Genomic DNA, 26,278 nt, shown 5'->3' on the forward strand with positions numbered 1-26,278 from the left:
CCGGTATGCCGTTCATATCCTTGCCCCGCCACGCCGACGATGACGCATCCGGTTACGGCTGGACCGCCAGTACCAGCGGAAACACCTCCTGAGCGCCGGCCCGCCGGAGCAGTCGGGCGGCGACGGCCAGGGTCCATCCGCTCTCCGCGCGATCGTCCACGAGGAGCACGGGACCGGGGGTCTCCGCGAGCGTCGCAGCGAGCTCAGGAGGCACGGTCAAGGCCTGGTGGAGTCCCCGCACGCGCTGAGCGCTGTTGGAGGAGGGCAGCCCGTACTCCGGCACCTGATCGGTGTACGCGAGCGACCCGAGCAGGGGCATGCGGCCCACCTCGGCGATCCGCGCGGCCAGCGATCCGATCAGCTGGGGCTTGCTCCGCGAGGGCAGGGCCACCACCCCCACGGGCCGCGCGGGCGCGCCCGGCGCCCCCGAGGCCCAGCCACCGGGTCCTCGCGCCCAGTCCGCCAGCACGGCCACCACGGCCTGGGCGACATCGTCCGGAATCGGTTGGTCGGCGGTCTGCGCCGCCAGCATCGGGCGCAGCCGGTTGCCCCACCCGATGTCGGACAGCCGCCCCAGGGCCCGCCCCGTCGAGGCCTGCTCCCCGGCGGGGATGCGCCCCTTGAGGTCCACCCCGACCGCCGCCAGACCGGTCGGCCACATCTTGCGCGGATCCAGCTCCACGCCCGGGCGCCCCAGCTCACCGCGCGCGGTGTCCAGCGCCGTCGAGGACACCTCCACCGTGAAGCGGGCCCCCGCGCAGTTGTCGCAGCGGCCGCACGGAGCGGCCTGCTCGTCGTCCAACTGGCGCCGCAGGAACTCCATCCGGCAGTCGGTGGACGCCGCGTAGTCGCGCATCGCCTGCTGTTCGGCCGCGCGCTGGCGCGCCACCCACGCGTACCGCTCGGCGTCGTACGCCCACGGCTCACCTGTCGAGGTCCAGCCGCCCTTCACCCGGTGCACCGCCCCGTCCACGTCGAGCACCTTGAGCATGGTCTCCAGCCGGGTCCGCCGCAGGTCGACCAGGGGCTCCAGCGCGGGCAGCGACAACGGCCGCCCGGCCTGGGCCAGCACGTCCAGAGTGCGGCGGACCTGCTCCTCCGGCGGGAAGGCCACCGACGCGAAGTACTGCCAGATCGCCTCGTCCTCGCGGCCGGGCAGCAGCAGCACCTCGGCGTGCTCCACGCCGCGGCCGGCCCGGCCGACCTGCTGGTAGTAGGCGATCGGCGACGACGGAGAACCCAGGTGGACCACGAAGCCGAGGTCGGGCTTGTCGAATCCCATGCCCAGCGCGGAGGTCGCCACCAGGGCCTTGACCCGGTTGGCCTGGAGGTCGTTCTCCGCCTGCTCGCGGTCCGCGTTCTCGGTCTTGCCCGTGTACGAGGAGACGGTGTGCCCGCGGTGCCGCAGGTACGCCGTCACCTCCTCGGCGGCGGCCACCGTCAGCGTGTAGATGATCCCGGACCCCGGCAGATCGCCCAGGTGGTCGGCGAGCCACGCCAGCCGGTGCGCGGCGTCGGGCAGCGCGAGCACGGCCAGGCTCAGGCTCTCCCGGTCCAGCGGACCGCGCAGGACCAGCGCGTCCGTGGCCGCTCCGGTGCCCAGCTGCTCCGCGACGTCGGCCGTCACCCGCGCGTTGGCCGTCGCCGTCGTCGCGAGCACCGGCACACCGGGCGGCAGGTCCGCGAGCATCGTGCGCAGTCGCCGGTAGTCGGGCCGGAAATCGTGCCCCCAGTCCGAGATGCAGTGCGCCTCGTCCACCACCAGGAGACCGGTGGCGGCGGAGAGCTTGGGGAGCACCTGGTCGCGGAAGTCCGGATTGTTCAGCCGCTCGGGGCTCACCAGCAGGACGTCCACCTCTCCGGCGGCCACCTCGGCCTGGATCCCCTCCCACTCCTCCGGGTTGGCGGAATTGATGGTGCGGGCCCGGATCCCGGCGCGGGCCGCCGCTTCGACCTGATTGCGCATCAGCGCGAGCAGGGGGGAGACGATCACGGTGGGTCCGGCCCCGCTCGCCCGCAGCAGCGAGGTCGCGACGAAGTACACGGCGGACTTGCCCCAGCCGGTCCGCTGGACCACCAGAGCCCGGCGCTTGTGCGCGACCAGGGCTTCGATCGCCCGCCACTGGTCCTCACGCAGCCGAGCGGTGCCCGTCGGATCGCCGACGAGGCGGGCGAGAACGGAATCGGCGGAAGACCTCAGGTCAGGGTTCATGCCCCCATGCAACCCGATGCCTGTGACATCGCGCCAATGGCACCTCCGTGCCTGTGGATAAAGTTATCCACAGGGGTTTCCCGATCGGAGAGATCACGGGACCGTCGAGCCATGACGAAGAACCAGGAATCACCCGACCCGTCCGGAATCAGGCCCCGCAAGGCGTCTCCCGGAAAGCCACCGACCAAGCCCGGCGCCCGGCGCACCAACCAGTCCGTCGTCCGGCCCGCCGTCAACCACGCCGCTCTCGCGGGCGCGCCGGCCGCTCCGGCCGGCGACCCGCAGATCACCCTGCGCAGCCCGGCCGAGCTGGCCGACGCCCTGCCCTACATGCTCGGCTTCCACCCCACCGACTCCCTCGTCATGGTGGCCGTGCACGGCGAGGGCGGCCGCTTCGGCGGTCGGCTGCGGGTCGGCATTCCCGCCGACCACGGGGAATGGGAGGACACCGCCCGCCAGGTCGCCGACTGCCTGGTGCTCGGCAGCGAACGGCGCGGGGGCAAGCCCGACGGCATCGTCGTCTTCCTCTGCCAGGATCCGCGGGGCGGGGAGAGCGGGCAGCGCGTGATGACCCGGCTGCGCCCCTTCGCCCAGCGCATCCGGCTGGCCTGCGGATCGCTGGACGTGCCCGTGCTGGAGGCCCTGTGCGTCTCCGGCGGGCGGTACTGGTCCTACTGCTGCCCCGACGCCCGGTGCTGCCCGGCGGAGGGGACCGCCCTGAGCGTGCCGGGAACCTCGGTCATGGCAGCGGCCGCCACCTACGCCGGGCTCCGGGTCCGCGGTTCGCTGCAGGAGATCGAAGGCCGCATGGCACCGCTGCGCGGACCCCTCGCCGACGAGCAGGAGCGGGCCCTGGACCGGGCCGCCACCGCCCTGGTGCCGAAGATCCTCGACGGAGCCACCCGGGAGGAGGTGGGCGCGGACACCTTGGACCTCGCCCGGACGGTGATGCGGCGGCTCACCCTCGCCCCGCCCGCCGACGGCGGGCCCTGCGCCGAGGACTGGGACGACGCGCTCCTCGGACACGACGAGGCGGCTTCCCTCATCCTCGGCCTCCAGGACCGCGAGATCAGGGACATCGCCGCGGAGTGGATGGAGGACGAGGAAGCGGCCCCGGCGCTGCGTCTGTGGCGCGCCCTCGCCCGCCGCTGTGTCGGCGCCTACGGCGAGCACGCGGCCGCCCCGCTGACCCTGGCGGGCTGGGTCTCGTGGTCCACCGGCGACGAGCCGACCGCCCGCATCGCCCTGGGACTGGCCCTGCGGGCCGATGCCGACTACCGCTTCGCCCAACTCCTGCACCACGCCTGCAACGAAGGCCTCGACCCGGAAGACCTCCGCGCCTGCTTGCGCGCGGAGCGGGGCCGCCGCGAGCCGCGCCGCAAGCGCGCCGCCGCCGTCACCCGCCCGCCGGGGCGCCGCACCCGGGCCACCCGTCGCGAGCCGCGCCCCACGGCGGGGAGCGAGCAGTGAACCGGCACCGGGCTGCGCGGCACCGCGCACCGCGGCGCGGCCTGGGCGACGCGGCGGCCGTACGACGTGCGGCGCACCGCTGGTGGAGCGCGGCGGGCGCCGCCTTCGGCCGCCGCGAAGCCGCCGCCCGCGCGCAGCCGCCCCCATCGGCCGTGTCCCGGGCGGGGGTGAGGGCGTTCAGCTGTGGGGTGGCGGGGCCCTGGTCGAGCCGCCGCCCTGCGCAACCGACCGGAACGCAGACAAGGCGACGCATGGTGCACCCCGTTCCCCCCGCCCGACGGCCCGAGTTGCCGCCCGTGCACGGCGCCCTCATCTGCGTCGCCGCTCCCTGTCTCGTCATCTCGCCCGAACACGGGCAGCTGACCGGGCACGGGGTGGACGGGATCTACCGTTCCGGCCGCCGGCTGCTGTCCCGCTGCGTGCTGCGGATCGGCGGCCGCGACCCGGTCGCCGTGCAGGGCCGCAGCCTCGGCGCCGACCGGGCCGCCTTCACCGCGACCGTCCGCATCGGCGCGGAACCGGGGCCCGACCCGGACATCGGCGTGGAGCGGATCCGGCACGCCGACGGCACCGAGCGGATCACCCTGCGCAGCTACACCGCCCGCCGGGTGCGGCTGCCCGTGGAGATCTCGCTCGCCACCGACCTGGCCGAACTGGCCGCTATCACCACCGGGCGCGGGGGGCCCGAACTGCCCGCCGCCGTGCACGCCGGGGGCCTGCGCTGGAGTACGGGCCGGGTCCAGGCGGTCACGACGGCGGACCCCGCTCCCGATGACGCGCTCGCCGCGACCGGCCTGCTGCGCTGGCAGCTGGAGCTGGCGCCCGGGGAGTCCCACACCATCGAACTGCGGACCTCCCAGGACCGGGGCGCGCGGGCCTCCGCCGGGCAGGTCGCGAACCCCCTCGCCCCCGCCAGCGCCGAGTGCGACGACCCCAGGGTCGGCCCCTGGCTCCGGACCGGCATCGACGACCTGGGAGCCCTGCTGCTCAGGGATACCGGGGATCCCTCCGACGCCTTCGCCGCGGCAGGTGTCCCGTGGCGCTGCGGGCTGGCTCCGGCCGAATCGCTGTGGGCCGCCCGGATGGCGCTTCCCCTCGGCACCGGCCTCGCCGCAGCGACCCTGCGCGTCCTGGCCCGGACCCAGGAGACCGGACAGGGACCCGGCGCCGGGAAGATCCCGGGGCCGTTGCGGGCCGCCGGGCCGCAGCTACCGCCCGGCTGCACCGGCACGGAGGCGACGCTGGCCTTCCCCGCGGTGCTCGCCGAGGCCCGGCGCTGGGGGCTGGCGGAACCGGAGGTGGAGCGGCTGCTGCCCACGGCGGAGCGGTGCCTGGACTGGCTGCGCGGGGCACTGTCCGAGGACGGTTTCCTGGCCGACCCCGATCCCGGGCCGCGGCGCTGCGAGACACAGGCCCACGCGCACCGGGCCGCGCTGCTCGGGGCAGACCTGCTCGACGGGTGCGGGCGGCCCGGCGCCGAGGAATGGCGCGAGTGGGCCGCCGCCCTGCGGAGCCGCTTCGCGCGGGCCTTCTGGCTCGACGGTCCGGACGGGGGCCGGCCCGCGGCGGCGCTGCATCCGGACGGGAGACCGCTGCCCCGGCTGACCGGAGCGGCGGCGCACCTGCTGGACACCGGACTACTGGGCGGCGGGCGGCTCGCGCCCGGCCTGCTGGACCGGATCCGGACCGAGCAGCTGGCCCGCCTGCTGAGTGCGCCGGCGATGGACTCCGGCTGGGGGCTGCGCAGCATGGCGGTGCGGGAGCCGGGACACAACCCGTTCGGTCACCACTCGGGCGCCGTGCGGGCGTACGAAAGCGCCGTCGCGGTGGCGGGGCTGGCGGCCGCCGCCTTCGAGAAGGAGGCGGTCGGGCTGCTCCGGGGCCTCCTGGACGCGGCGGAGCGCTTCGGGTACCGGTTGCCCGAGATGTACGCCGCCGAGCAGCGCACGGCGGGCAGCGCTCCGCTACCGCACCCGGCGGCCTGTCGGCCGGCCGCCGTCGCCGCTGCCGCCGCGATCCACGTACTGGCCGCGCTGGCCGGGATCCGCCCCGACGCCCCCGCGGGCACGGTGGCGCTGGCTCCGCTGCCCGGTGCGCCGCTCGGAGAGGTGCGGCTCTCCGGACTGCGGGTGGCGGGGGAGCCCTTCGCGGTCCGCATCAGCCGGCTGGGTCTGGGCATGGTGGAGGAGGCCTCCGATGCACTGCAACTGGGCGTCTGACGCCCTTCGGATGCGACGCACGGCCCGCGCCGCACCCCCGAGGGCGGGCCACGAGGAGTCCGGCCTGTCGAGAGTGGTCTTCCGGATCACCAAAGCGCTGTTTATCGTCAGGCAGACGACTATGATCGCCGCATGTCGCCCTACGACCCGTCGGCCTTTCCGCCCTTCGCCGTCACCGTCGACCTGGTCGTGCTCACCGTGCGGCGCCACGCGCTTTGCGCGCTGGTCGTGCGACGGGGTGAGCAGCCGTTCCAGGGACGATGGGCGCTGCCCGGCGGCTTCGTCCGCGGCGACGAGGACCTGGCGGCCGCGGCCGCGAGGGAGCTCTCGGAGGAGACCGGACTGTGCGCCCACGAGTCGGCCGCAGGCGGCGACGCCGGGCACGGCGCGCATCTGGAACAGCTCGCCACCTACGGTGACCCGCGGCGGGATCCGCGGATGCGGGTGGTCAGCGTGGCGCACCTGGTGCTGGCCCCCGACCTGCCCGCGCCCCGGGCCGGAGGGGACGCCAACAGCGCGCGCTGGGCCCCCGTCGACGAAGTGCTCGCCACCGCCGAGGAGGCGTCCACGGGACTCGCCTTCGACCACGCGCGGATCCTGGGGGACGGGGTGGAGCGGGCCCGGTCGAAGATTGAATACTCCTCGCTGGCCACGGCCTTCTGCCCGCCCGAGTTCACCGTGGGTGAGCTGCGCCGGGTGTACGAGGCGGTGTGGGGCGTGGCTCTGGACCCGCGCAACTTCCACCGCAAGGTCACCGGCACGCCGGGGTTCCTGGTCCCGGCCGGAGGAACGACGACCCGTCAGGGCGGTCGGCCCGCCCAGCTGTTCAGGGCCGGGGGAGCCACCCTGCTCAACCCGCCGATGCTGCGGCCGGAAGTCTGATACCCGGAAGTCTGTTACTCGGACGTCTGATTCCCCGGAGCCCGACACCCGGGAGTCCGCCGTCCGGGAGACCGCCCCCAGGCAGTGCCTCCCTGGGGAGACCACCCTCCCGGCTTCTGGTGGGCGAAAGTCAGACGATCCGACACCGCCGCGGTGCGGTTCCGGGGCAAAAAGGACATATCGCGTTATCTTTCCCGTGGTACTCACACTGCCGCACAGTGGTCTCACACCCCGCGAGAGAAGCGATGCTCCAGGCCATCGGACTCACCAGTGCACCCCGCCGAGACCTTCCGCCCAGGGTGGACGACCTCACCTTCGAGGCCCGCCCCGGTCAGGTCACCGCCCTGTTGGGCGCGCCCGGTTCGGGCAAGACCACCGCGCTCCGGCTCATGCTCGAACTCGAACCGGGCCGGGGCGTCACGTACTTCCGCGGGCGCCCCCTGCACCGGATTCCGCACCCGGGGCGCGAGGTCGGCGTCCTGCTCGGCGATGTGCCCGGGCACCCCGCCCGCACGGTCCGCGGGCAGTTGCGGATGCTCTGCGCCGCCGCCGGGGTCCCGGCCTCCCGGGCGGACGCCATGCTCGAAGTCGTCGGCATCGCGGGCCTGCGCGACCAGCGGCTCGGGTCGCTCTCACTCGGCATGGACCGCCGGGTCGGGATCGCCGCCGCCCTGCTGGCCGATCCGTGCACCCTGCTCCTCGACGAGCCCGCCGCCGGGCTCTCCCCCCGGGAGCGGAACTGGCTGCACGGGCTGCTGCGCGGGCACGCTTCCCTCGGCGGAGCGGTGCTGTTCACCACCGACGACGCCAAGGAAGCCGCCCGCAGCGCCGACCGCGTGGTCAGCATCGAGGCGGGGCGCCTCGTGGCCGACCAGGACGCCGCCGACTTCGCCCGGACCCGGCTGCGCCCGCGAGTGGCCGTAAGGACCCCGCACGCCGCCCGGCTCGCCGACGTACTGGGCCGCGAGGCGCGGGCCGCCCAGCGGGCCGTCGAGGTCGTCGAGGAGAGCGGCAGCCGCCTCTCCGTCTACGGCAGTACCTGCGCCGAAGTCGGCGAGGCCGCCTTCCGGCACGGCGTGCTCGTCCACCAGCTCGCCGACGAGACCGGCGACAGCGGGACACCGGTACCTCAGGCCCGTACCGCGACCGCCCCGGGCGCGACCGCCTCGGGCGCTACCGTCACGGCCGCGGCCGGTGGACAGGAGGCCGCGGTCCCCGGTGCCCGCGTCCCGGCCCGCACCGGGGGCGTCGAAGGGCGCGGGGGCCGGCCGGGCTCCCCGCGGCCCGCGTCACCCGTTCGGCGCGTGGGCGGTCCCCTGCGGCCGCTGCGCTACGAGCTGCGCCGCGCCTTCGGCACCGCCACCCCGCTGCTGACGGCCGCCGTGGTGGTGGCCGTCTCCGTGGTCACCGCCCTGCTGCTCGCCCGGCTCGGGCACACACCGCAGAACCGCCTGCTCGCCGCGTGGCCCGAGCCGTTCCCGCTGCCGCCCGCAGCCCTCGGCGCCGGACTGCTCGGCGCCCTGGCCTTCGGCGAGGAGTACCGGTATCCCGCGCTCGCCGCCGACCGCGGCACCGTGCCGCGCCGACTGGGCCTGCTCATCGCCAAGCTCGGGGTCTGCGGGGCTCTCGCGCTGCTGCTCGGCGCCCTCGCGGTCACGGCCGACGCGGCCGCCCTCGCGCTGGTCTTCGACCGGGGGCCGCTGCGGCCCCCGGCGCAGTGGATCGCCCCCGCCGCCGCGTGGGCCGGCCTGCTCGTCGGCTGCGCGTGGTCCGGGGTGCTGGCCGCCGGGGTGTTCCGCTCCGCCCTGGCGGGCCTGGGCGCGGTGGTCTCCGTACCGCTGCTCGTCGTACCGCTCCTGCGCAAGGCCCTCGACGGTCCGTCCGCCTACCCCGCGTCCGGGCTGGCGGCCCGACTGCGCGGCCTGTCCTGGGCGCAGTGGCCCCCCGAGGCCGACCGGCTCGTGCTCGGGGCCCTGCGCGTGATGGCCCAGCCCGTGGGCGCGGCCCTGGCGCTGTCCCTGCTGGTCCTGTTGTGCGCCTACGGGTTCACCGGCCTGCGCGGCCGCGTCCGTTGGTGACCGGTGCGAAGCGCAACCGGGACACCGGGCGACCGTTGGAGCCCGGTTCACTCGAACAGGATCGCAAGTCCTTGTAAAAAGCCCGGTTCTTTACGATAAGTCGTCAATTGCGTAGGGGGCACCGATCACCCTTTCGTGTGCTTTTCACCAAAGACCTCAAGGGTCGCCGGAGCACGGCCGACAAAGGATTCGTGAGTACCCTTGCGCACACCATGATGACCGCCGCCCGCCACGCCGACACCGGCCTCGCCGGCCCGGGCGAGCTCGACCGCTACCCCTACGCGGAGGCCTCCGGCACCGACCGCGTCGGTGCACCCCACTGGGACGGAGCCGACGTCGAGTTGAGCCGGGTGGGCCGCCGCACGGCGGGCAGCCGTGGCCGCGGGCTGCACGGCCAACTCGTCCAGCAGCTCGGCCAGATGATCGTCTCCGGCGACCTCGGAGCGGACCGTCCGCTGGTCCCCGAGGAGATCGGGCAGCGTTTCGAGGTCTCCCGCACGGTCGTCCGCGAATCGCTGCGGGTCCTGGAGGCCAAGGGCCTCGTCAGCGCCCGCCCCAACGTCGGCACCCGGGTCCGCCCGGTCGCCGACTGGAACCTGCTCGACCCGGACATCATCGAGTGGCGCGCCTACGGACCCCAGCGCGACGACCAGCGGCGCGAGCTGAACGAGATGCGCTGGACGATCGAGCCCCTCGCCGCCCGCCTCGCCGCCGGCCACGGCCGCCCCGACATCCAGCAGCGGCTCGCCGACATGGTCGAGATCATGGGCCACGCCCTCGGCCAGGGCGACGGGATCACCTTCGCCCGCGCGGACAACGAGTTCCACTCCCTGCTCATCCAGGTCGCCGGCAACCGGATGCTGGAGCACCTCTCGGGCATCGTCTCCTGCGCCCTCCAGGTGTCCGGCAGCCCGATCACCGCCTGCGAGCGCCCGAGCGAGAGCGGCGTCGCGCACCACGCGCGGATGGTCGAGGCGATCGCCGCGGGCGACGCCACCGGCGCGGAGACCGCGATGCGCCAGCTCCTGACGGTCCATCCGGAGGTCGAGCGCGTGGTTCCCGCACCGCGCGAGCACTGACGCACCCGGCCGCGGACCGGCGCGAGGAGCGCGAGGATGGGATGGACGCATGTCGCCGGGCCCGGTCGGGTCCGGCGACACCGGCGTCCGGGCGACGCGAACTCGGGGACCCGTGCCCGAATGACCGGCATGGGAGCACGCGGGATGTGACTCGGGCCACGAAGATTGGGCGTAACGCTCTGCGAGGTCACGCGATGACCTAAGAGGTGATGGCCGACGGAAGGAACACAGCAGCCGTTCCCGGTGCTGTGCAGCTCCCCGGCCGTTCCCCGCGCCGCCGGCCCATCCCCAGTCGGTGGTCGTCGGCTCCGGTTCAGGACCAGGCCGGGGTCGGAAGCCGTTTCCATCGTTCCGAGAGGTTGTTCGTGTCGGCCAGCACATCCCGTACGCTCCCGCCGGAGATCGCCGAGTCGGATTCCGTGATGGCTCTCATCGAGCGGGGCAAGGCCGAGGGGCAGATCGCCGGCGATGACGTGCGTCGGGCCTTCGAGGCTGACCAGATTCCGCCGACCCAGTGGAAGAATGTTCTGCGCAGCCTCAACCAGATCCTCGAGGAAGAGGGTGTGACGCTGATGGTCAGTGCCGCGGAGTCGCCCAAGCGCCCTCGGAAGAGCGTGGCGGCGAAGAGCCCCGCCAAGCGGACGGCCACGAAGACGGTCACGGGGAAGACGGCGGCCGCTCCCGTCGCTCCCACGGCCCCCGGGGCCGGGGCGGCGGACCCGGAGCAGGCGGACGCGCTCGCGGAGGTAAGCGGCTCGCAGGACGTGACGGCGGCGGGGACCGAAGCCGAGCCTCCCGCGCCCGCCAAGAAGGCGGCGGCGAAGAAGACCGCGGCCAAGAAGACGGCGGCCAAGAAGACCACCGCCAAGAAGACCGCGGCGAAGAAGACGGCGGCCAAGAAGGACGGCGACGACGCGGCCGACGACGAGTCCGCCGAGGGCACCCCCGGCGCCGCCAAGGCCGAGGACGGCGAAGAGGAGGAGGGCGGCGAGGCCAAGGGCTTCGTGCTCTCCGACGACGAGGACGACGCCCCCGCCCAGCAGGTCGCGGTCGCGGGAGCCACCGCCGACCCGGTCAAGGACTACCTCAAGCAGATCGGCAAGGTCCCCCTCCTCAACGCGGAGCAGGAGGTGGAGCTGGCCAAGCGGATCGAGGCGGGCCTCTTCGCCGAGGACAAGCTGGCGAACTCCGACAAGCTCGCCCCCAAGCTCAAGCGCGAGCTGGAGATCATCGCCGAGGACGGCCGCCGGGCCAAGAACCACCTGCTGGAGGCCAACCTCCGCCTCGTGGTCTCGCTGGCCAAGCGTTACACCGGCCGCGGCATGCTCTTCCTGGACTTGATCCAGGAGGGGAACCTGGGTCTGATCCGAGCCGTTGAGAAGTTCGACTACACCAAGGGCTACAAGTTCTCCACCTACGCCACGTGGTGGATCCGCCAGGCGATCACCCGCGCCATGGCCGACCAGGCCCGCACCATCCGCATCCCGGTGCACATGGTCGAAGTGATCAACAAGCTGGCCCGCGTCCAGCGTCAGATGCTCCAGGACCTGGGCCGCGAGCCCACCCCGGAGGAGCTGGCCAAGGAACTCGACATGACCCCCGAAAAGGTCATCGAGGTCCAGAAGTACGGCCGCGAGCCGATCTCGCTGCACACGCCGCTCGGCGAGGACGGCGACAGCGAGTTCGGTGACCTCATCGAGGACTCCGAGGCGGTCGTCCCGGCCGACGCGGTCTCCTTCACGCTCCTCCAGGAGCAGCTGCACTCGGTCCTCGACACCCTCAGCGAGCGCGAGGCGGGGGTGGTCTCGATGCGCTTCGGCCTCACCGACGGCCAGCCGAAGACCCTCGACGAGATCGGCAAGGTGTACGGCGTCACGCGCGAGCGGATCCGCCAGATCGAGTCGAAGACGATGTCGAAGCTCCGGCACCCGTCGCGCTCGCAGGTGCTCCGCGACTATCTGGACTAGCAGCCCCGTCGGGGGCGGCGTGGGAGGCCGTGCGCGGGTGCGCGCGGCCTCCGGGCATTCCACTCTGGGTGGAGTCGTGTACACACAGAGTCAGGAGGCCCTATGCGTCGTCCCTTTGCCCGTGCTCTGGCAGGTGTGCTGACCCTGGTGGCGGGGGCGGGTGTGGCCCCGCTGGTCCAGGCACCGCGCGCCCTCGCGGACGGGGTGGTGATCGGCGGGCAGCCCGTGAAGGTGGCCGACAGTCCCTGGGTGGTGGCACTGGCCAGCCGTGACCGGTTCGGGCGTACCCGGGCCGGGCAGTTCTGCGGGGGCGTGATCGTCGGGCCGACGAAGGTGGTCACGGCGGCGCACTGCCTTGGCGACAACGTCCTGGGCGGGCCGGTGGCCTCGGTGCCCGACCTCGTGGTGATCGCCGGCCGGACCGAGCTGACGGGCGCCGAAGGCCGTGAGATCAAGGTGCGGGCGGCGCGGGTGAACCCCGCCTACGACCCGGTGACCAATGCCGGGGACATCGCCGTACTGGAACTGGGCGAGGCCGTCCCCGCCGCGTACGTGCTCGCGATGGCCGCCGCCGGGCATCCCGGCTACGCCCCCGGTGCGGACGCGACCGTATACGGCTGGGGGGACACCAGCGGCTTCGGTGACTACGCGTACGCCCTGCATGCCGCCCCGGTCACGGTGCTGGCGGACGCGGAGTGCCGCCGCGCCTACCCCGGGGACGCCGACGGGCAGTACCAGGAGGCGTCCATGGTCTGCGCCGGGGTCCGGGGAGGCGGCAGGGATGCCTGCCAGGGGGACTCCGGGGGGCCTCTGGTGGCCCAGGGGAGGCTCATCGGGCTGGTGTCCTGGGGGAGGGGCTGCGGGCGCGCTGACAGCCCGGGTGTGTACACGCGGATCGCCCCGCTGATCGGTTTCGTCGGCGGGACGGGTCGGCTGGGATGAGCGGCCCGGTCGCCGGGGCCGCCGTCGGGCGCCGCGGGAAGCCCGGGTCGCCCCGTACCCGGACATGAGAACGGGCGGTCCCCCTGGGTCTCAGGGGTGCCGCCCGTTGACCGGCCTGCGCCGGTCCTGGCTCGTCGGGATGCGAGGTAAGGCCTGTGTCAGCGGTCCTCGGGGTCGGCCACGGCGGCCGGAGCCGTCGCGAGCCGCTCGGTCTCATCCTGTATTTCCGCGGCGATCTTCTTGAGTTCCGGCTCGAACTTGCGTCCGTGGTGGGCGCAGAAGAGCAGTTCACCGCCGCTCAGCAGGACGACGCGCAGGTATGCCTGGGCGCCGCAACGGTCGCATCGATCGGCGGCCGTCAGCGGGGTCGCGGGTGTCAGAACAGTAGTCACGTCGCCTCTTCTCTAGCTCGACGAGCTGTCGTACCAGGGTCAACATCCAACCAGGCCGAAAACGTTCCCGCTCGCGGCTTTTCCTCGAAACTTCCTTCCGAAGCTGGCCGGCTGTTGCCGGTTGGCGGCGAAGGAGCCGTATTGCTTTGCTTTACGGTTTCGCGTTGTCTGTCGTTGCTTCTTGCAGGTTCGGCCCTCTCCGGCGAAGCGCCGGTTGTTGATGAGGACGTGCCCGAACACTAAATGGTTCATGCCTGGAAGGGAACGTGATGTTTGCTTCACTCCCGCGAGCGATCGAACATCCGTGCGGGCCTGCACTAGGCTGAAGGATCACGAGGGTGGCGTTACATCGGCTCTACCAGGCCTCGGTACCCTCTGACCGGCACCCGAGCCACCCCTGCGCCCGACCGGGCCAGAAAAGAAATTCAGCGAGGAGCGAACTGCGTGACCGCCGACACGTCCGTGCCTTCCAGCGCGCTGCTGTCCGGAGCAGACCGGGACGGTTCCAACTACACCGCGCGGCACCTGCTCGTCCTCGAGGGCCTCGAGGCCGTCCGCAAGCGCCCCGGCATGTATATCGGGTCCACGGACAGCCGTGGCCTCATGCACTGCCTCTGGGAGATCATCGACAATTCCGTCGATGAGGCCCTCGGGGGCTACTGCGACCACATCGAGGTGATCCTCCACGAGGACGCCTCCGTCGAGGTGCGCGACAACGGCCGGGGCATCCCGGTCGACGTCGAGCCGAAGACGGGGCTGTCCGGCGTCGAGGTCGTGATGACCAAGCTGCACGCCGGCGGAAAGTTCGGCGGCGGCTCGTACGCGGCCTCCGGCGGCCTGCACGGCGTCGGCGCCTCCGTCGTGAACGCGCTCTCCGCCCGCCTCGACGTCGAGGTCGACCGCAACGGCTCCACGCACGCGATCAGCTTCCGGCGCGGCGTTCCGGGGATGTTCACCGAGCCGGGCCCCGACAGCCCCTTCGATCCGGCCAACGGCCTGCGCAAGGTCAAGCGCGTCACCAAGGGCCGCACCGGCACCCGGGTGCGCTACTGGGCCGACCGCCAGATCTTCCTCAAGGACGCCCGGCTGACCCTGGACACGCTCTACCAGCGTGCCCGGCAGACCGCCTTCCTCGTGCCCGGCCTGACCATCGTCGTCCGCGACGAGCGGGCCCTGGAGGGCGCGGGCAAGACGGAAGAGACCTTCCGCTTCGACGGGGGCATCAGCGAGTTCTGCGAGTACCTCGCCCAGGACAAGGCCGTCTGCGACGTGCTGCGGCTGACCGGCTCGGGGACCTTCAAGGAGACCGTCCCGGTCCTGGACGAGCGCGGACACATGACCCCCACCGAGGTCACCCGCGAGCTGGGCGTCGACATCGCCCTGCGCTGGGGCACCGGGTACGAGAGCACGGTCCGGTCCTACGTCAACATCATCGCCACCCCCAAGGGCGGCACCCACATCTCGGGCTTCGAGCGCTCCGTCACCAAGACGGTGAACGAGGTGCTCCGCTCGGCGAAGCTGCTGCGCGTGGCCGAGGACGACGTGGTCAAGGACGACGCGATGGAGGGCATGACCGCGGTCGTGACCGTCCGGCTCGCCGAACCCCAGTTCGAAGGCCAGACCAAGGAGGTCCTCGGGACCTCGGCCGCCACCCGGATCGTCGCCGCGGTGGTCGCCAAGGAGCTCAAGGCGTTCCTGACCTCCACGAAGCGCGACGACAAGCAGCAGGCGCGCTCCGTGATGGAGAAGATCGTCGCGGCGGCGCGGACCCGCATCGCGGCCCGCCAGCACAAGGAGGCGCAGCGCCGCAAGACCGCGCTGGAGTCCTCCTCGCTGCCCGCGAAGCTGGCCGACTGCCGCAGTGACGACGTGGACCGCAGCGAGCTGTTCATCGTCGAGGGCGACTCCGCCCTCGGCACGGCCAAGCTTGCGCGCAACTCCGAGTTCCAGGCCCTCCTGCCGATCCGCGGCAAGATCCTCAACGTCCAGAAGTCGTCGGTCTCGGACATGCTCAAGAACGCCGAGTGCGGCGCGATCATCCAGGTCATAGGAGCCGGGTCGGGCCGCACCTTCGACATCGACGCCGCCCGGTACGGGAAGATCGTCCTGCTCGTCGACGCCGATGTGGACGGCGCCCACATCCGCTGCCTGCTGCTGACCCTCTTCCAGCGCTACATGCGCCCGATGGTCGAGGCGGGCCGGGTGTTCGCGGCCGTACCGCCGCTGCACCGGATCGAGCTGGTCCAGCCCAAGAAGGGCCAGGACAAGTACGTCTACACCTACTCCGACAACGAGCTGCGCCAGACGCTGCTGGAGTATCAGCGCAAGAACATCCGCTACAAGGACACCATCCAGCGCTACAAGGGTCTGGGCGAGATGGACGCCGACCAGCTGGCGGAGACCACCATGGACCCCCGCTTCCGCACCCTGCGCCGGATCAACATCGGTGACCTGGACGGGGCCGAGCAGGTCTTCGACCTGCTCATGGGCAATGAGGTCGCCCCCCGCAAGGAGTTCATCACCAGCTCGGCGGCGACCCTGGACCGCTCGCGGATCGACGCCTGACCCGCGGGCGCACCTGCGCCGCTCCCCGGGGGCCGTCCACGCCGGCTCCCGGGGGCTGCCCGCGCCCGGTCTCCGGAGCCCCTCCCGCGACCCGTCCGCGGGTGGGGCCCGCACGGATCGACCGGCGTTTCCGCGCGCCACGCCCGGCCATCACCTAATGGAGTGAAGAGGGCCCTGAGATTGGTTTCGGGCCCTTCCCTCCCGCCATCCTTGGCGGTACGCGGCTACTGCGGCCGCGGACAAGGAGAGCCCGGTGGACAAGCAAGAAGGGCCAGACGCCGGAACGATTATCCGGTATGACGACCCCTGGTACGAGGCCCTCGCCGCGGGCTGGGGCGAAGGCGAGGGGGAGAGCGACGGGGCAGTCCCGGGCGTTCCCGGACCGCGTCCGGCCGGCGGTGCGGACGACGGACGGTACGGCCCCAGGGCGGCCGACATCTACCTCGAGGTGCAGCGCAGCGCCGCCTTCCAGGAGGTCCGCGGCCGCTACCGCGGATTCGTGGTCCCCGCCACCGTCGGCTTCTTGCTCTGGTACCTCGCCTACATCATCGCGGCGACCGTCGCGCCGGACCTGATGGCCCGTCCCGTCGTCGGCGCCGTCAACGTGGCCCTGCTCGCCGGACTCGGCCAGTTCCTCAGCACCTTCCTGCTGACCTGGGCCTATACGCGGCACGCGCGGCTGCGCCGGGATCGAGCGGCCCTCGACCTGCGCTGGACCGTCTTCGAGCAGGAACGGGACCAGGAGCGCACGCGGGGGGCCGGCCGGTGACCACCGAACACCAGACGCTCGCCCTCATCCTCTGCAGCCTCTTCATCGCGGTCACCCTCGGCATCACCACCTGGGTGAGCCGCAACCGGCACGGTTCGGCGGAGGAGTTCTACGCCGGGGGGCGGTTGTTCTCCCCCATGGAGAACGGATTCGCCATCGCGGGCGACTACATGTCCGCCGCGTCCTTCCTCGGGATCTCCGGTCTGATCGCCCTCTTCGGCTACGACGGCATGCTCTACTCCGTCGGCTTCCTCGTGGCCTGGCTCGTGGTGCTGTTCCTCGTCGCCGAACTGGTGCGCAACTGCGGCCGCTTCACCCTCGCCGACGTGGTCGCGTCCCGGATGAGCGAGCGGCCGGTGCGGATCGCCGCGGGCGTCTCGTCCGTCACCGTCTCGGTGCTGTACCTCGTCGCGCAGATGGTCGGCGCGGGCAGCCTGATCGGGCTGCTGCTCGGCGCTTCGAGCACCGGCGCCCGGACCTGGACCGTGATCGGGGTCGGTGCGCTGATGGTGATCTACGTGTCCTTCGGCGGCATGCGCGCCACCACCTGGATCCAGATCGTCAAGGCGGTCCTGCTGATGGGCGGGGCCGTGGCGCTCACGGTGCTCGTGCTGATCCGCTTCCACGGTGACTTCAACCAGCTGCTGACCACCGCCGCCGACCGCAGCGGCCACGGCAGGAAGTTCCTGGGCCCCGGTCTGCGGTACGGCGGGGACTGGGCCGCGCGCCTGGACTTCATCAGCCTCGGGCTCGCGCTGGTCCTCGGTACCGCCGGACTGCCGCACATCCTGTCGCGGTTCTACACGGTGCCGACCGCGCGGGCGGCCCGCCGCTCGGTGGTGTGGGCGATCGGGCTCATCGGGGGCTTCTACCTGATGACCATCGTGCTCGGCTTCGGCGCGGCCGCGCTGTTGGGCCCGGACCAGGTCAGGGCCTCCAACGCCTCGGGTAACACGGCGGTTCCGCTGCTCGCGGCCCATCTGGGCGGCGGGGCCGACTCCACCGGTGGCGCCGTGCTGTTCGCGATCGTCGCCGCCATCGCGTTCGCGACGATCCTGGCCGTGGTCGCCGGGATCACGCTGGCCTCCTCCGCTTCCGTCGCGCACGACCTGTACGCCTCGCTGAAGCGGCGCCACGCCCGCCAGCGCGGCGAGGTGGCCGTGGCGAGGGCGGCGGCGGTGGGCATCGGGGCGGTGGCGATCGCGCTCGGACTGCTCGCCCAGGACCTGAACGTGGCCTTCCTGGTGGGGCTGGCCTTCGCGGTGGCCGCCTCCGCCAACCTGCCCGCCCTGCTGTACTCGCTGTTCTGGCGGGACTTCACGACGCGGGGCGCCGTCTGGGCGGTGTACGGGGGGCTCGTGCCGGCCGTGGTGCTGGTGGTCCTCTCGCCGGTGGTCTCCGGCAGCCCCGACGCATTGTTCCCGTCCGTGAACTTCCAGTACTTCCCGCTGCAGAACCCGGGGCTCGTCTCGATCCCGCTGGGCTTCCTCGCGGGCTGGCTGGGCACGGTCACCTCCGCCGAGGCGCCGGACGCGGCGCGGCACGCCGAGACGGAGGTCCGCTCCCTCACCGGGGCCGGGGCCGTGTGAGGGCTCAGGGGCGCGCGGACGGGAGCCAGGTGTAGCGGTGCTCCGGGCGGCCCGTCTCCCCGTACCGCAGGGTGAGGCGGACACGGTCGCCACGTTCGAGGAGCTTGAGGTAGCGCTGGGCGGTCTGGCGGCTGATGCCCGCGCGGTCGGCGATCTGCTGGGTCGACAGGGGGCCCTCGGCGGTCCGCAGGACGTGGCGGACGAGGTCGGCCGTGGTGGGGGAGTGGCCCTTGGGGAGTTCGTTGGGGGTGGCGGCCCCGGCCAGGGCGCCGAAGATCCGGTCGACCTCGGCCTGTTCGGCCTCGCCGCCTCCGCCCAGCGCGTGGCGCAGGGCCGCGTACGCCTCCAGCTTGGCGCGCAGTCCGGTGAAGGTGAACGGCTTCACCAGGTACTGGAGGGCGCCGAGCCGCATCGCCGCCTGGACCGTGGCCAGATCCCGGGCGGCCGTCACCATGATCACGTCGGTCTGGTGTCCGAGCCGGCGCAGGGTCCCGACCAGATCGAGCCCGCTGCCGTCCGGCATGTAGTGGTCCAGCAGGAGCAGGTCCACCGGCCGGTCCGGCGGGCGCGCGGTGACGAACGCCAGCGCACCGGCGGCCGAGTGCTCCTGCCCCGCGACCGCGAAGCCGGGCACCTTCGCCACGTAGGCGGCGTTGATCCGGGCCACCCGCGGATCATCGTCCACGATCAGCACCTGGAGCGGGGAGCCGCTCATCGCAGGGCCTCCGGCAGCTCGACGGCGAACTCCGCTCCGCCGTCCGCCGCCTCACCGGCCCGGGCGCTGCCGCCCTGGCGCTGTGCGAGACGGCGTACGAGCGCCAGCCCCAGCCCGCGCTCGCGGTGCCCGCGGGGCAGCTTCGTGGACCAGCCCTCGGTGAAGATCTCCTCGCGCCGGTCGGCGGGCACTCCCGGGCCGCTGTCGCGCACCAGCAGCACGGCGGTGCGGCCCTCCGCGCGCAGCTCCACCTCGACCAGTGGCCCGGCGGAGCCGGCCGCGGCGTCCAGGGCGTTGTCGACGAGGTTGCCGACGATGGTGACGAGGCCGCCGGGATCGACCAGCCGGTCGGGCAGCAGCGTGGCGGGGGAGAGGCGCAGCGCAACGCCCCGCTCGGCGGCGACCGCGGCCTTGCCGACGAGCAGTGCGGCGAGCAGTGGATCGCGGACCTTCTCCGTGACCTGCTCTGCCGTGGTCCGGTGGACGCCCACGACCTCGGTGAGGAACGCGGAGGCCTCCTCGTACAGGCCGAGCTCCAGCAGGCCGAGCAGGGTGTGCAGCCGGTTGGCGTGCTCGTGGTCCTGGGCGCGCAGGGCGTCGATCAGGCCGCGGGTGGAGTCGAGCTCGCGGCCCAGGTGCTCCACCTCGGTGCGGTCGCGCAGGGTGGCGACGGCGCCGCCGTCCTCGGTGGGCATGCGGTTGGCGAGCAGGACGCGGGAGCCCTGGACGGTGAGCAGGTCGCGGCCGCCGACCCGGCCCGCCAGGACGTCGGTGGTCCGCCCGGGGCCCAGGAGCTCCTCCAAGGGGCGGCCGGCCGCGCCCGGGGCGCCGGGGGCGAGGCCCAGCAGCCGGGCGGCCTCGTCGTTGACGAGGCGGACGCGGCCCGAGCGGTCCAGGGCGACCACGCCTTCGCGGATGGAGTGCAGCATCGCCTCGCGTTCGGCCAGCAGCCCGGCGATGTCCGAGAAGGCCAGGTCACGGGTCTGGCGCTGGATCCGGCGGGAGAGGACGAAAGCGGCCAGGGCGCCCACCGCCAGCGCGCCGCCCGCGTAGGCGAGCAGCCCGGGGATGGCGCCGACAAGCCGGTCCCGGACGCTGTCGTAGGCGATGCCGACCGAGACGGCGCCGACGATCTCGCCGTCGGCGGCGACCAGCGGGACCTTGCCGCGGGCGGAGCGGCCGAGGGTCCCCTCGTCGATCTCCATGACCTCGCGGCCCGCCAGCGCGTCGCCGGGGTCGGTCGAGACCGGTAGCCCGATGAGCGCGGGGCTGGGGTGGGAGCGGCGGATGCCGCGGAGGTCGATGACGACGACGTACTCCGCTCCGGTGGCGCGGCGGATCCGCTCGGCGTTGGCTTGGACGGGGCCGTCGGAGCTGGGCGGTCCGGCCAGCAGGGCGGTGGCCAGGTCGGGGTCGGCGGCGGCGCCCTGCGCGATGGCGAGGGCGCGCCGCATGGCCTGGTCGTCGAGCTGGGAGCCGAGGGGGGCCAGGAAGAGGCCCGTGGCCAGGACGGCCACCCCGGCGGCTATCGCCAGCTGGGTCAGCAGGATCTGGGAGACGGCCCGCCGGGGGCGGGCGAAGCGCCGGGCGCTCGTCGCGCCCTCGGCGCTCGTGAAGGGGATCCGCATGACTAGGAACCGTAGGGCGGCCTCCGCTTTTTGGGAATTTCCCCGATGAACGCAAGCGGCTTGCGTAGCTTGCGTGCTGCTTGCGCAAGCGATGCAGCAGGAAAAGTGTGGTCGTGGCGGTAGACGGTTGACGAAGGCTCTGCAATTCTCGCACCGCAGTACGCAAATTCCTATGTCACCCGGTTCAAAAACCATGCGAGGGGCGAGACGTATGAGAAGGCACAGCTGGAGATGGCGGGTCCTGGCCGCCCTGATCAGCACGGCCCTGCTGATGCTCGGAGGGCCGGCCCTGACCGCCACGGCCGCGGGCGGCCCGAGCGTCGCCGCGGGCAGGCCCGCTGCCGCGAGCAGTACCAACGGCTCCTTCACGGCCGCCAACACCACCGACGGCAACCAGTCCACCTACTGGGAGAGCGCGGGCGGCACCTTCCCGCAGTGGGTGCAGACCGACCTCGGGGCCACCACCCGGATCGATCAGGTGGTGCTGAAGCTCCCGGCCGACTGGGGGAACCGCAACCAGACGCTGTCCGTTCAAGGCAGTGCGGACGGCGCCGGCTTCAGCACCCTGGTCGGCTCGGCGACGTACGCCTTCGGCCCGGCCGGCGGGAACACGGTGACCATCGGCTTCCCGGCCACCCAGACGCGGTTCGTGCGGATCGACATCACCGCCAACACGGGCTGGCCGGCCGCCCAGCTCGCCGAACTGGAGGTCCGTGCAGCCGGCGAGTCCTCGGACAACCTGGCCCTGGGCAAGACCCTGACCGCCAGCAGCGCCACCCAGACCTACGTGGCCTCCAACGCCAACGACGGCAACCGGTCCAGCTACTGGGAGAGCGCCAACAACGCGCTGCCGCAATGGATCCAGGCCGACCTCGGGGCGTCGCTGCGCGTGGACCGCGTGGTCCTGCGGCTGCCCGAGAACTGGGGCGCCCGCAGCCAGACCCTGAAGCTCCAGGGCAGTGCCAACGGCACCGACTTCACCGACCTGACCGCGTCCAAGGCCTACGACTTCACCGCGGCCAACGGCAACGCGGTGCCGGTCGCCTTCGACGCCACCACCACCCGCTACCTCCGGGTCCTGATAGCGCAGAACAGCGTCCAGCCCGGCGGCCAGCTGTCCGAGCTGGAGATCTACGGTCCCCGGACCGGCGACACCCAGGCACCGAGCGCCCCCACCGCGCTGGCCTACACCGAGCCCGCCACCGGGCAGATCAGGCTCACCTGGCAGGCCGCCACCGACAACGTCGGCGTCACCGGCTACGACGTCTACGCCAACAACCAGCTGCGCACCAGCGTCGCGGGCAACGTCACCACCTACACCGACACCCAGCCCACCGGCACGGGCGTGACCTACTACGTCCGCGCCAAGGACGCCGCCGGCAACCAGTCGCCGAACAGCAACAGCGTGACGCGCGCCGGTGACACCGGTGACACCCAGGCGCCGACCGCTCCGGGCGCCCTGTCCTTCACCGAGCCCGCCACCGGCCAGATCAAGCTCACCTGGCAGGCCTCCAGCGACAACGTCGGGGTCACCGGCTACGAGGTCTACGCGAACAACCAGCAGCGCGCCACGGTCGCGGGCAGCGTCACGACCTACACCGACACCCAGCCCGCCGGCGCGAGCGTGACCTACGTGGTCCGCGCCAAGGACGCGGCGGGCAACCGTTCCGGCGACAGCAACTCCGTCACGCGCAACGGCACCGGAGGCGGGGGCTCCAACCTCGCCGTCGGCAAGGCGATCACCGGTTCCTCCGTGGTCAACGCCTTCGTCGCGGAGAATGCCAACGACAACGACACCGCCACTTACTGGGAAGGCGCGGGCGGCGCCTACCCGAGCACCCTGACGGTCAAGCTCGGCGCCAACGCCGATGTGGACCGCCTCGTCCTCAAACTGAACCCGGACAGCAGCTGGGGCGCCCGCACCCAGCGCATCGAAGTGCTCGGCCGTGAACAGGGCGCCGCGGGCGTCACCAGCCTGGTCGCCGCCAAGGACTACGTCTTCGACCCGGCGTCCGGCAACACCGTCACGCTCGCCCTGAGCGCCCGTGTCGCGGACGTGCAACTGCGCTTCACCGCCAACAGCGGGGCCGGCAACGGCCAGATCGCGGAGTTCCAGGTCATAGGCGTCCCGGCGCCCAACCCCGACCTGCAGATCAGCGCACTGAGCGCCGCGCCGGCGGCCCCGGTCGAGTCGGACACCGTCACGCTGTCCGCGACCGTGCGCAATAGCGGACCGGCCGCGGCCGCGGCCACCGCGGTGACGTTCCGGCTCGGCGGTTCCACGATCGCCACCGCCGCCGTCCCGGCCCTCGCGGCGGGAGCGCAGGCGAACGTCAGCGCCGCCATCGGCCCGCGCGACGCGGGCAGCTACCCGCTGAGCGCGGTCGTCGACGAGGCGAACGCCGTCATCGAGCAGAACGACACCAACAACACCTTCACGGGGCCGCCGCTGGTCGTCCGCCCGGTGGACAGCTCCGACCTGGTGGCCGCGGCCGTCAACTGGACCCCGAGCGCACCGGCCGCGGGCCAGAGCGTCAGCTTCTCCGTCACCGTGAAGAACCAGGGCACCACGGCGGCCGCCGCCGGCTCCCACGGCATCACGCTCACCCTGCAGGACGCGAACGGCGCCACCGTCCGCACCCTCACCGGCTCCTTCAACGGCGCCCTCGCGGCCGGCGCGGCCGCGGCCCCGGTCACCCTCGGCAGCTGGCCCGCGGCCAACGGCAAGTACACCGTCAAGGTGGTGCTCACCGACGACGCCAACGAACTGCCCGTCAAGCGCGCCAACAACAGCAGCGCCACGTCCTTCTTCGTGGGCCGCGGAGCGAACCTGCCCTTCGACACCTACGAGGCGGAGGACGGCGTCGTCGGCGGCGGTGCGAGCGTGGTCGGCCCGAACCGCACCATCGGTGACATCGCGGGCGAGGCCTCCGGCCGCAAGGCGGTCAGCCTGGACGCGACCGGCGAATACGTCGAGTTCACCACCCGGGCCGCCACCAACACCCTGGTCACCCGCTTCTCCATCCCGGACGCCCCGGGCGGCGGCGGCATCGACTCCACCATCGACGTCTACGTCAACGGCGCCCTGAAGAAGGCGTTGCCGCTGACCTCCAAGTACGCCTGGCTGTACGGCGCCGAGGCCTCTCCGGGGAACTCGCCCGGCTCCGGCGCCCCGCGGCACATCTACGACGAGGCGAGCATCCTGCTCGGCGAGACCGTCCCGGCCGGCAGCAGGATCCGCCTCCAGAAGGACGCGGCCAACACCTCCACCTACGCGATCGACTTCGTCAGCCTGGAACAGGCCGCGGCGGTCCCCAACCCGGACCCGGCCGCGTACGCCGTGCCGGGCGGATTCGGCCACCAGGACGTGCAGAACGCCCTGGACAAGGTCCGCATGGACACCACCGGCAAGTTCGTCGGCGTGTACCTGCCACCGGGTGACTACGACACGGCGAGCAAGTTCCAGGTGTACGGCAAGGCCGTGCAGGTGGTCGGCGCGGGCCCGTGGTTCACCCGCTTCCACGCACCCGCCACCCAGGACAACACGGACATCGGCTGGCGGGCGGAGGGCACGGCCAAGGGTTCGTCCTTCTCCGGCTTCGCCTACTTCGGCAACTACACCTCGCGGATCGACGGCCCGGGCAAGGTCTTCGACTTCTCCAACGTCACCGACATCACCATCGACAACGTCTGGAACGAGCACACGGTGTGCCTCTACTGGGGCGCCAACACCGACCGGATCACCATCAAGAACTCGCGGATCCGCGACACGTTCGCCGACGGCATCAACATGACCAACGGCAGTACGGACAACCTCGTCTCCAACAACGAGGCGCGCTCCACGGGCGACGACAGCTTCGCGCTGTTCTCCGCGATCGACGCGGGCGGCGCGGACATGAAGAACAACGTGTACGAGAACCTGACCACGCTCCTGACCTGGCGCGCGGCCGGAGTCGCCGTCTACGGCGGCTTCAACAACACCTTCCGCAACATCCTCATCGCGGACACCCTCGTCTACTCGGGCATCACGATCAGCTCGCTGGACTTCGGGTATCCAATGAACGGATTCGGCACCGACCCGACGACCTTCGAGAACATCTCAATCGTGCGCGCGGGCGGCCACTTCTGGGGAGCGCAGACCTTCCCCGGGATCTGGATCTTCTCCGCATCGAAGGTGTTCCAGGGGATCCGGATCAACAACGTCGACATCGTCGATCCGACCTACAGCGGCATCATGTTCCAGACCCAGTACATCGGAGGACAGCCGGTCAATCCCATCAAGGACACGGTCCTGCGGGACATCACCGTCACGGGCGCCAGGAAGAGCGGTGACGCCTACGATGCCAAGTCGGGATTCGGCCTCTGGGCCAATGAGATGCCGGAAGCGGGACAGGGGCCGGCGGTCGGCGAGGTCGAGATCCACAACCTCAGGACGAGCGGCAACGCCGTGGACGTGCGCAACACGACCACGACGCTGAAGATCAACCAGCTGCCGTAGACGGACCCGAAGAGGGCCGAAGACCAGCGCAAGCGGCTTGCACCGCTTGCGCTAGTCTTGCGCTCATGACGCGACGACTTGCTCAGGTAGCGAAGAAGGTGGGAGTCAGCGAGGCTACGGTCAGCCGGGTGCTCAACGGCAAGCCGGGCGTCTCGGACGCGACCCGCCAGTCCGTGCTCACCGCCCTCGACGTCCTCGGCTACGAGCGGCCCACCCAGCTGCGCGGCGAGCGCGCCCGCCTCGTGGGCCTGGTCCTGCCCGAACTCCAGAACCCCATCTTCCCTGCCTTCGCCGAGGTGATCGGCGGCGCCCTGGCCCAGCAGGGCCTGACCCCGGTGCTCTGCACCCAGACCACGGGCGGCGTCTCCGAGGCGGACTACGTCGAGCTGCTGCTCCAGCAGCAGGTCTCCGGCGTGGTCTTCGCCGGTGGCCTCTTCGCGCAGGCCGACGCCCCGCACGAGCACTACCGGCTGCTGTCCGACCGCAAGGTTCCGGTGGTGCTGATCAACGCCTCGATCGAGGACCTCGGCTTCCCCTGCGTGGCCTGTGACGACGCCGTCGCGGTCGAACAGGCCTGGCGCCACCTGGCCTCGCTCGGGCACGAGCGGATCGGGCTGGTGCTGGGACCGCCCGACCACATGCCCTCGCTGCGCAAGCTCACCGCCGCGCAGGCCGTCGCCGCGGCGGCCGGGACCGAGCTGCCCGCCGCCCACGTCGAGCGGGCGCTGTTCTCCCTGGAGGGCGGCCACGCGGCCGCCTCGCGCCTGCTGGACCGCGGGGTCACCGGCATCATCTGCGCGAGCGATCCGCTGGCCCTGGGCGCCGTACGGGCCGCCCGCCGCCGGGGGCTGGCCGTACCGCGCCAGGTCTCCGTGGTGGGCTACGACGACTCGGCGTTCATGAACTGCACGGAGCCCCCGCTCACCACCGTCCGCCAGCCCATCGAAGCCATGGGCCGGGCCGCCGTGGAGCTGCTGACGGCGCAGATCCACGGCGCCGCCGTGCAGCCCGGCGAGCTGCTCTTCGAGCCGGAGCTGGTGGTCCGCGGCTCCACCGCGCAGGCCCCGCGCGACTAGGGGGTGTCTGATGGATCTCCGTGGGTAAGGAGTGGCGTCCGGTGCGTGCTTTCGGTGTGCCGGCCGGAAGCTCGCGTACTGGACGTACTTGGGCTTTCGGCCGGTGCGGCGAGAGCGCGTGCCGGGCGTCGCGACGCCACGGAGATCCATGAGACACCCCCCTAGGCGGCAGTCGGCGCGACCCGCCCCGACAGGGC

16 protein-coding genes are annotated in these 26,278 nt (G+C 72.5%); 12 read left to right on the plus strand and 4 right to left on the minus strand.

Annotated features, from left to right (window positions below):
- Positions 1 to 52 precede the first annotated feature (52 nt).
- Positions 53 to 2,212 carry a RecQ family ATP-dependent DNA helicase gene (locus ABZY31_RS08365; RefSeq protein WP_356406133.1) on the minus strand — a complete coding sequence of 720 codons (2,160 nt, stop codon included), beginning with the start codon at positions 2,210 to 2,212 and terminating at the stop codon, positions 53 to 55.
- 111 nt (positions 2,213 to 2,323) lie between these two features.
- Between ABZY31_RS08365 and ABZY31_RS08370 the strand changes: the two genes are divergently transcribed.
- The 7 genes from ABZY31_RS08370 (at position 2,324) to ABZY31_RS08400 (ending at position 12,849) form a co-directional block, all read left to right on the plus strand.
- The gene (locus tag ABZY31_RS08370; protein ID WP_356406135.1) at positions 2,324 to 3,682 is read left to right on the plus strand and encodes a DUF4192 domain-containing protein; all 1,359 of its coding nucleotides are present in this window, start codon (positions 2,324 to 2,326) and stop codon (positions 3,680 to 3,682) included.
- 251 nt (positions 3,683 to 3,933) lie between these two features.
- Positions 3,934 to 5,901 (plus strand): glycogen debranching N-terminal domain-containing protein, encoded by a 1,968-nt coding sequence (locus ABZY31_RS08375; RefSeq protein WP_356406137.1) that lies wholly within the window; start codon positions 3,934 to 3,936, stop codon positions 5,899 to 5,901.
- 132 nt (positions 5,902 to 6,033) lie between these two features.
- Complete coding sequence (locus ABZY31_RS08380; protein WP_356406139.1) at positions 6,034 to 6,783, plus strand: NUDIX domain-containing protein; 750 nt, start codon at positions 6,034 to 6,036, stop codon at positions 6,781 to 6,783.
- A 245-nt stretch (positions 6,784 to 7,028) separates the two neighbouring features.
- The gene (locus ABZY31_RS08385) at positions 7,029 to 8,861 is read left to right on the plus strand and encodes an ABC transporter ATP-binding protein (protein WP_356406141.1); all 1,833 of its coding nucleotides are present in this window, start codon (positions 7,029 to 7,031) and stop codon (positions 8,859 to 8,861) included.
- Positions 8,862 to 8,998: 137 nt separating this feature from the next.
- Positions 8,999 to 9,940, plus strand: a complete 942-nt coding sequence (locus tag ABZY31_RS08390; protein ID WP_356406143.1) for a FadR/GntR family transcriptional regulator — start codon at positions 8,999 to 9,001, stop codon at positions 9,938 to 9,940.
- 365 nt (positions 9,941 to 10,305) lie between these two features.
- Positions 10,306 to 11,907 (plus strand): RNA polymerase sigma factor, encoded by a 1,602-nt coding sequence (locus tag ABZY31_RS08395; protein WP_356406145.1) that lies wholly within the window; start codon positions 10,306 to 10,308, stop codon positions 11,905 to 11,907.
- A gap of 102 nt (positions 11,908 to 12,009) precedes the next feature.
- Positions 12,010 to 12,849, plus strand: coding sequence for a serine protease (locus ABZY31_RS08400; protein ID WP_356406147.1), 840 nt, complete (start codon positions 12,010 to 12,012; stop codon positions 12,847 to 12,849).
- Between the two features lie 158 nt (positions 12,850 to 13,007).
- Here ABZY31_RS08400 and ABZY31_RS08405 read toward each other — a convergent pair whose 3' ends face one another.
- Positions 13,008 to 13,241 (minus strand): hypothetical protein, encoded by a 234-nt coding sequence (locus ABZY31_RS08405; RefSeq protein WP_356406149.1) that lies wholly within the window; start codon positions 13,239 to 13,241, stop codon positions 13,008 to 13,010.
- 444 nt (positions 13,242 to 13,685) lie between these two features.
- Here ABZY31_RS08405 and ABZY31_RS08410 point away from each other — a divergent pair, with 444 nt between their 5' ends.
- The 3 genes from ABZY31_RS08410 to ABZY31_RS08420 all read left to right on the plus strand — a co-directional run bounded on the left by ABZY31_RS08410 (position 13,686) and on the right by ABZY31_RS08420 (position 18,164).
- Positions 13,686 to 15,806, plus strand: a complete 2,121-nt coding sequence (locus ABZY31_RS08410; protein WP_356406151.1) for a DNA topoisomerase IV subunit B — start codon at positions 13,686 to 13,688, stop codon at positions 15,804 to 15,806.
- Positions 15,807 to 16,059: 253 nt separating this feature from the next.
- Complete coding sequence (locus tag ABZY31_RS08415; protein WP_356406153.1) at positions 16,060 to 16,575, plus strand: DUF485 domain-containing protein; 516 nt, start codon at positions 16,060 to 16,062, stop codon at positions 16,573 to 16,575.
- Positions 16,572 to 18,164 (plus strand): cation acetate symporter, encoded by a 1,593-nt coding sequence (locus ABZY31_RS08420; protein ID WP_356406155.1) that lies wholly within the window; start codon positions 16,572 to 16,574, stop codon positions 18,162 to 18,164. The genes ABZY31_RS08415 and ABZY31_RS08420 overlap by 4 nt, the downstream gene beginning before the upstream one ends.
- A 4-nt stretch (positions 18,165 to 18,168) precedes the next feature.
- Here ABZY31_RS08420 and ABZY31_RS08425 read toward each other — a convergent pair whose 3' ends face one another.
- Entirely contained in the window at positions 18,169 to 18,879 is a 711-nt protein-coding gene (locus ABZY31_RS08425; protein WP_356406157.1) for a response regulator, read from the minus strand.
- The gene (locus ABZY31_RS08430) at positions 18,876 to 20,507 is read right to left on the minus strand and encodes a sensor histidine kinase (RefSeq protein WP_356406159.1); all 1,632 of its coding nucleotides are present in this window, start codon (positions 20,505 to 20,507) and stop codon (positions 18,876 to 18,878) included. Before ABZY31_RS08430 ends, ABZY31_RS08425 begins: the two co-directional genes overlap by 4 nt.
- 211 nt (positions 20,508 to 20,718) lie before the next feature.
- Here ABZY31_RS08430 and ABZY31_RS08435 point away from each other — a divergent pair, with 211 nt between their 5' ends.
- A complete protein-coding gene (locus tag ABZY31_RS08435) occupies positions 20,719 to 25,005 on the plus strand; it encodes a discoidin domain-containing protein (protein WP_356406161.1) in 4,287 nt (1,428 codons plus the stop codon).
- A 65-nt stretch (positions 25,006 to 25,070) separates the two neighbouring features.
- A complete protein-coding gene (locus tag ABZY31_RS08440) occupies positions 25,071 to 26,081 on the plus strand; it encodes a LacI family DNA-binding transcriptional regulator (RefSeq protein WP_356406163.1) in 1,011 nt (336 codons plus the stop codon).
- The last annotated feature ends 197 nt before the right edge of the window (positions 26,082 to 26,278 follow it).

This window comes from Streptomyces sp. NPDC006529 (assembly GCF_040611795.1).
Lineage (GTDB): Bacteria > Actinomycetota > Actinomycetes > Streptomycetales > Streptomycetaceae > Streptomyces.

Excerpts from the sequence above, each read along its gene's own strand:
- ABZY31_RS08425 (WP_356406157.1), bottom strand. The coding sequence starts at position 18,879 with ATGAGCGGCTCCCCGCTCCAGGTGCTGATCGTGGACGATGATCCGCGG.
- ABZY31_RS08440 (WP_356406163.1), top strand. The coding sequence starts at position 25,071 with ATGACGCGACGACTTGCTCAGGTAGCGAAGAAGGTGGGAGTCAGCGAG.
- ABZY31_RS08435 (WP_356406161.1), top strand. The coding sequence starts at position 20,719 with ATGAGAAGGCACAGCTGGAGATGGCGGGTCCTGGCCGCCCTGATCAGC.
- ABZY31_RS08370 (WP_356406135.1), top strand. The coding sequence starts at position 2,324 with ATGACGAAGAACCAGGAATCACCCGACCCGTCCGGAATCAGGCCCCGC.
- ABZY31_RS08375 (WP_356406137.1), top strand. The coding sequence starts at position 3,934 with ATGGTGCACCCCGTTCCCCCCGCCCGACGGCCCGAGTTGCCGCCCGTG.
- ABZY31_RS08365 (WP_356406133.1), bottom strand. The coding sequence starts at position 2,212 with ATGAACCCTGACCTGAGGTCTTCCGCCGATTCCGTTCTCGCCCGCCTC.
- ABZY31_RS08380 (WP_356406139.1), top strand. The coding sequence starts at position 6,034 with ATGTCGCCCTACGACCCGTCGGCCTTTCCGCCCTTCGCCGTCACCGTC.
- ABZY31_RS08385 (WP_356406141.1), top strand. The coding sequence starts at position 7,029 with ATGCTCCAGGCCATCGGACTCACCAGTGCACCCCGCCGAGACCTTCCG.
- ABZY31_RS08430 (WP_356406159.1), bottom strand. The coding sequence starts at position 20,507 with ATGCGGATCCCCTTCACGAGCGCCGAGGGCGCGACGAGCGCCCGGCGC.
- ABZY31_RS08400 (WP_356406147.1), top strand. The coding sequence starts at position 12,010 with ATGCGTCGTCCCTTTGCCCGTGCTCTGGCAGGTGTGCTGACCCTGGTG.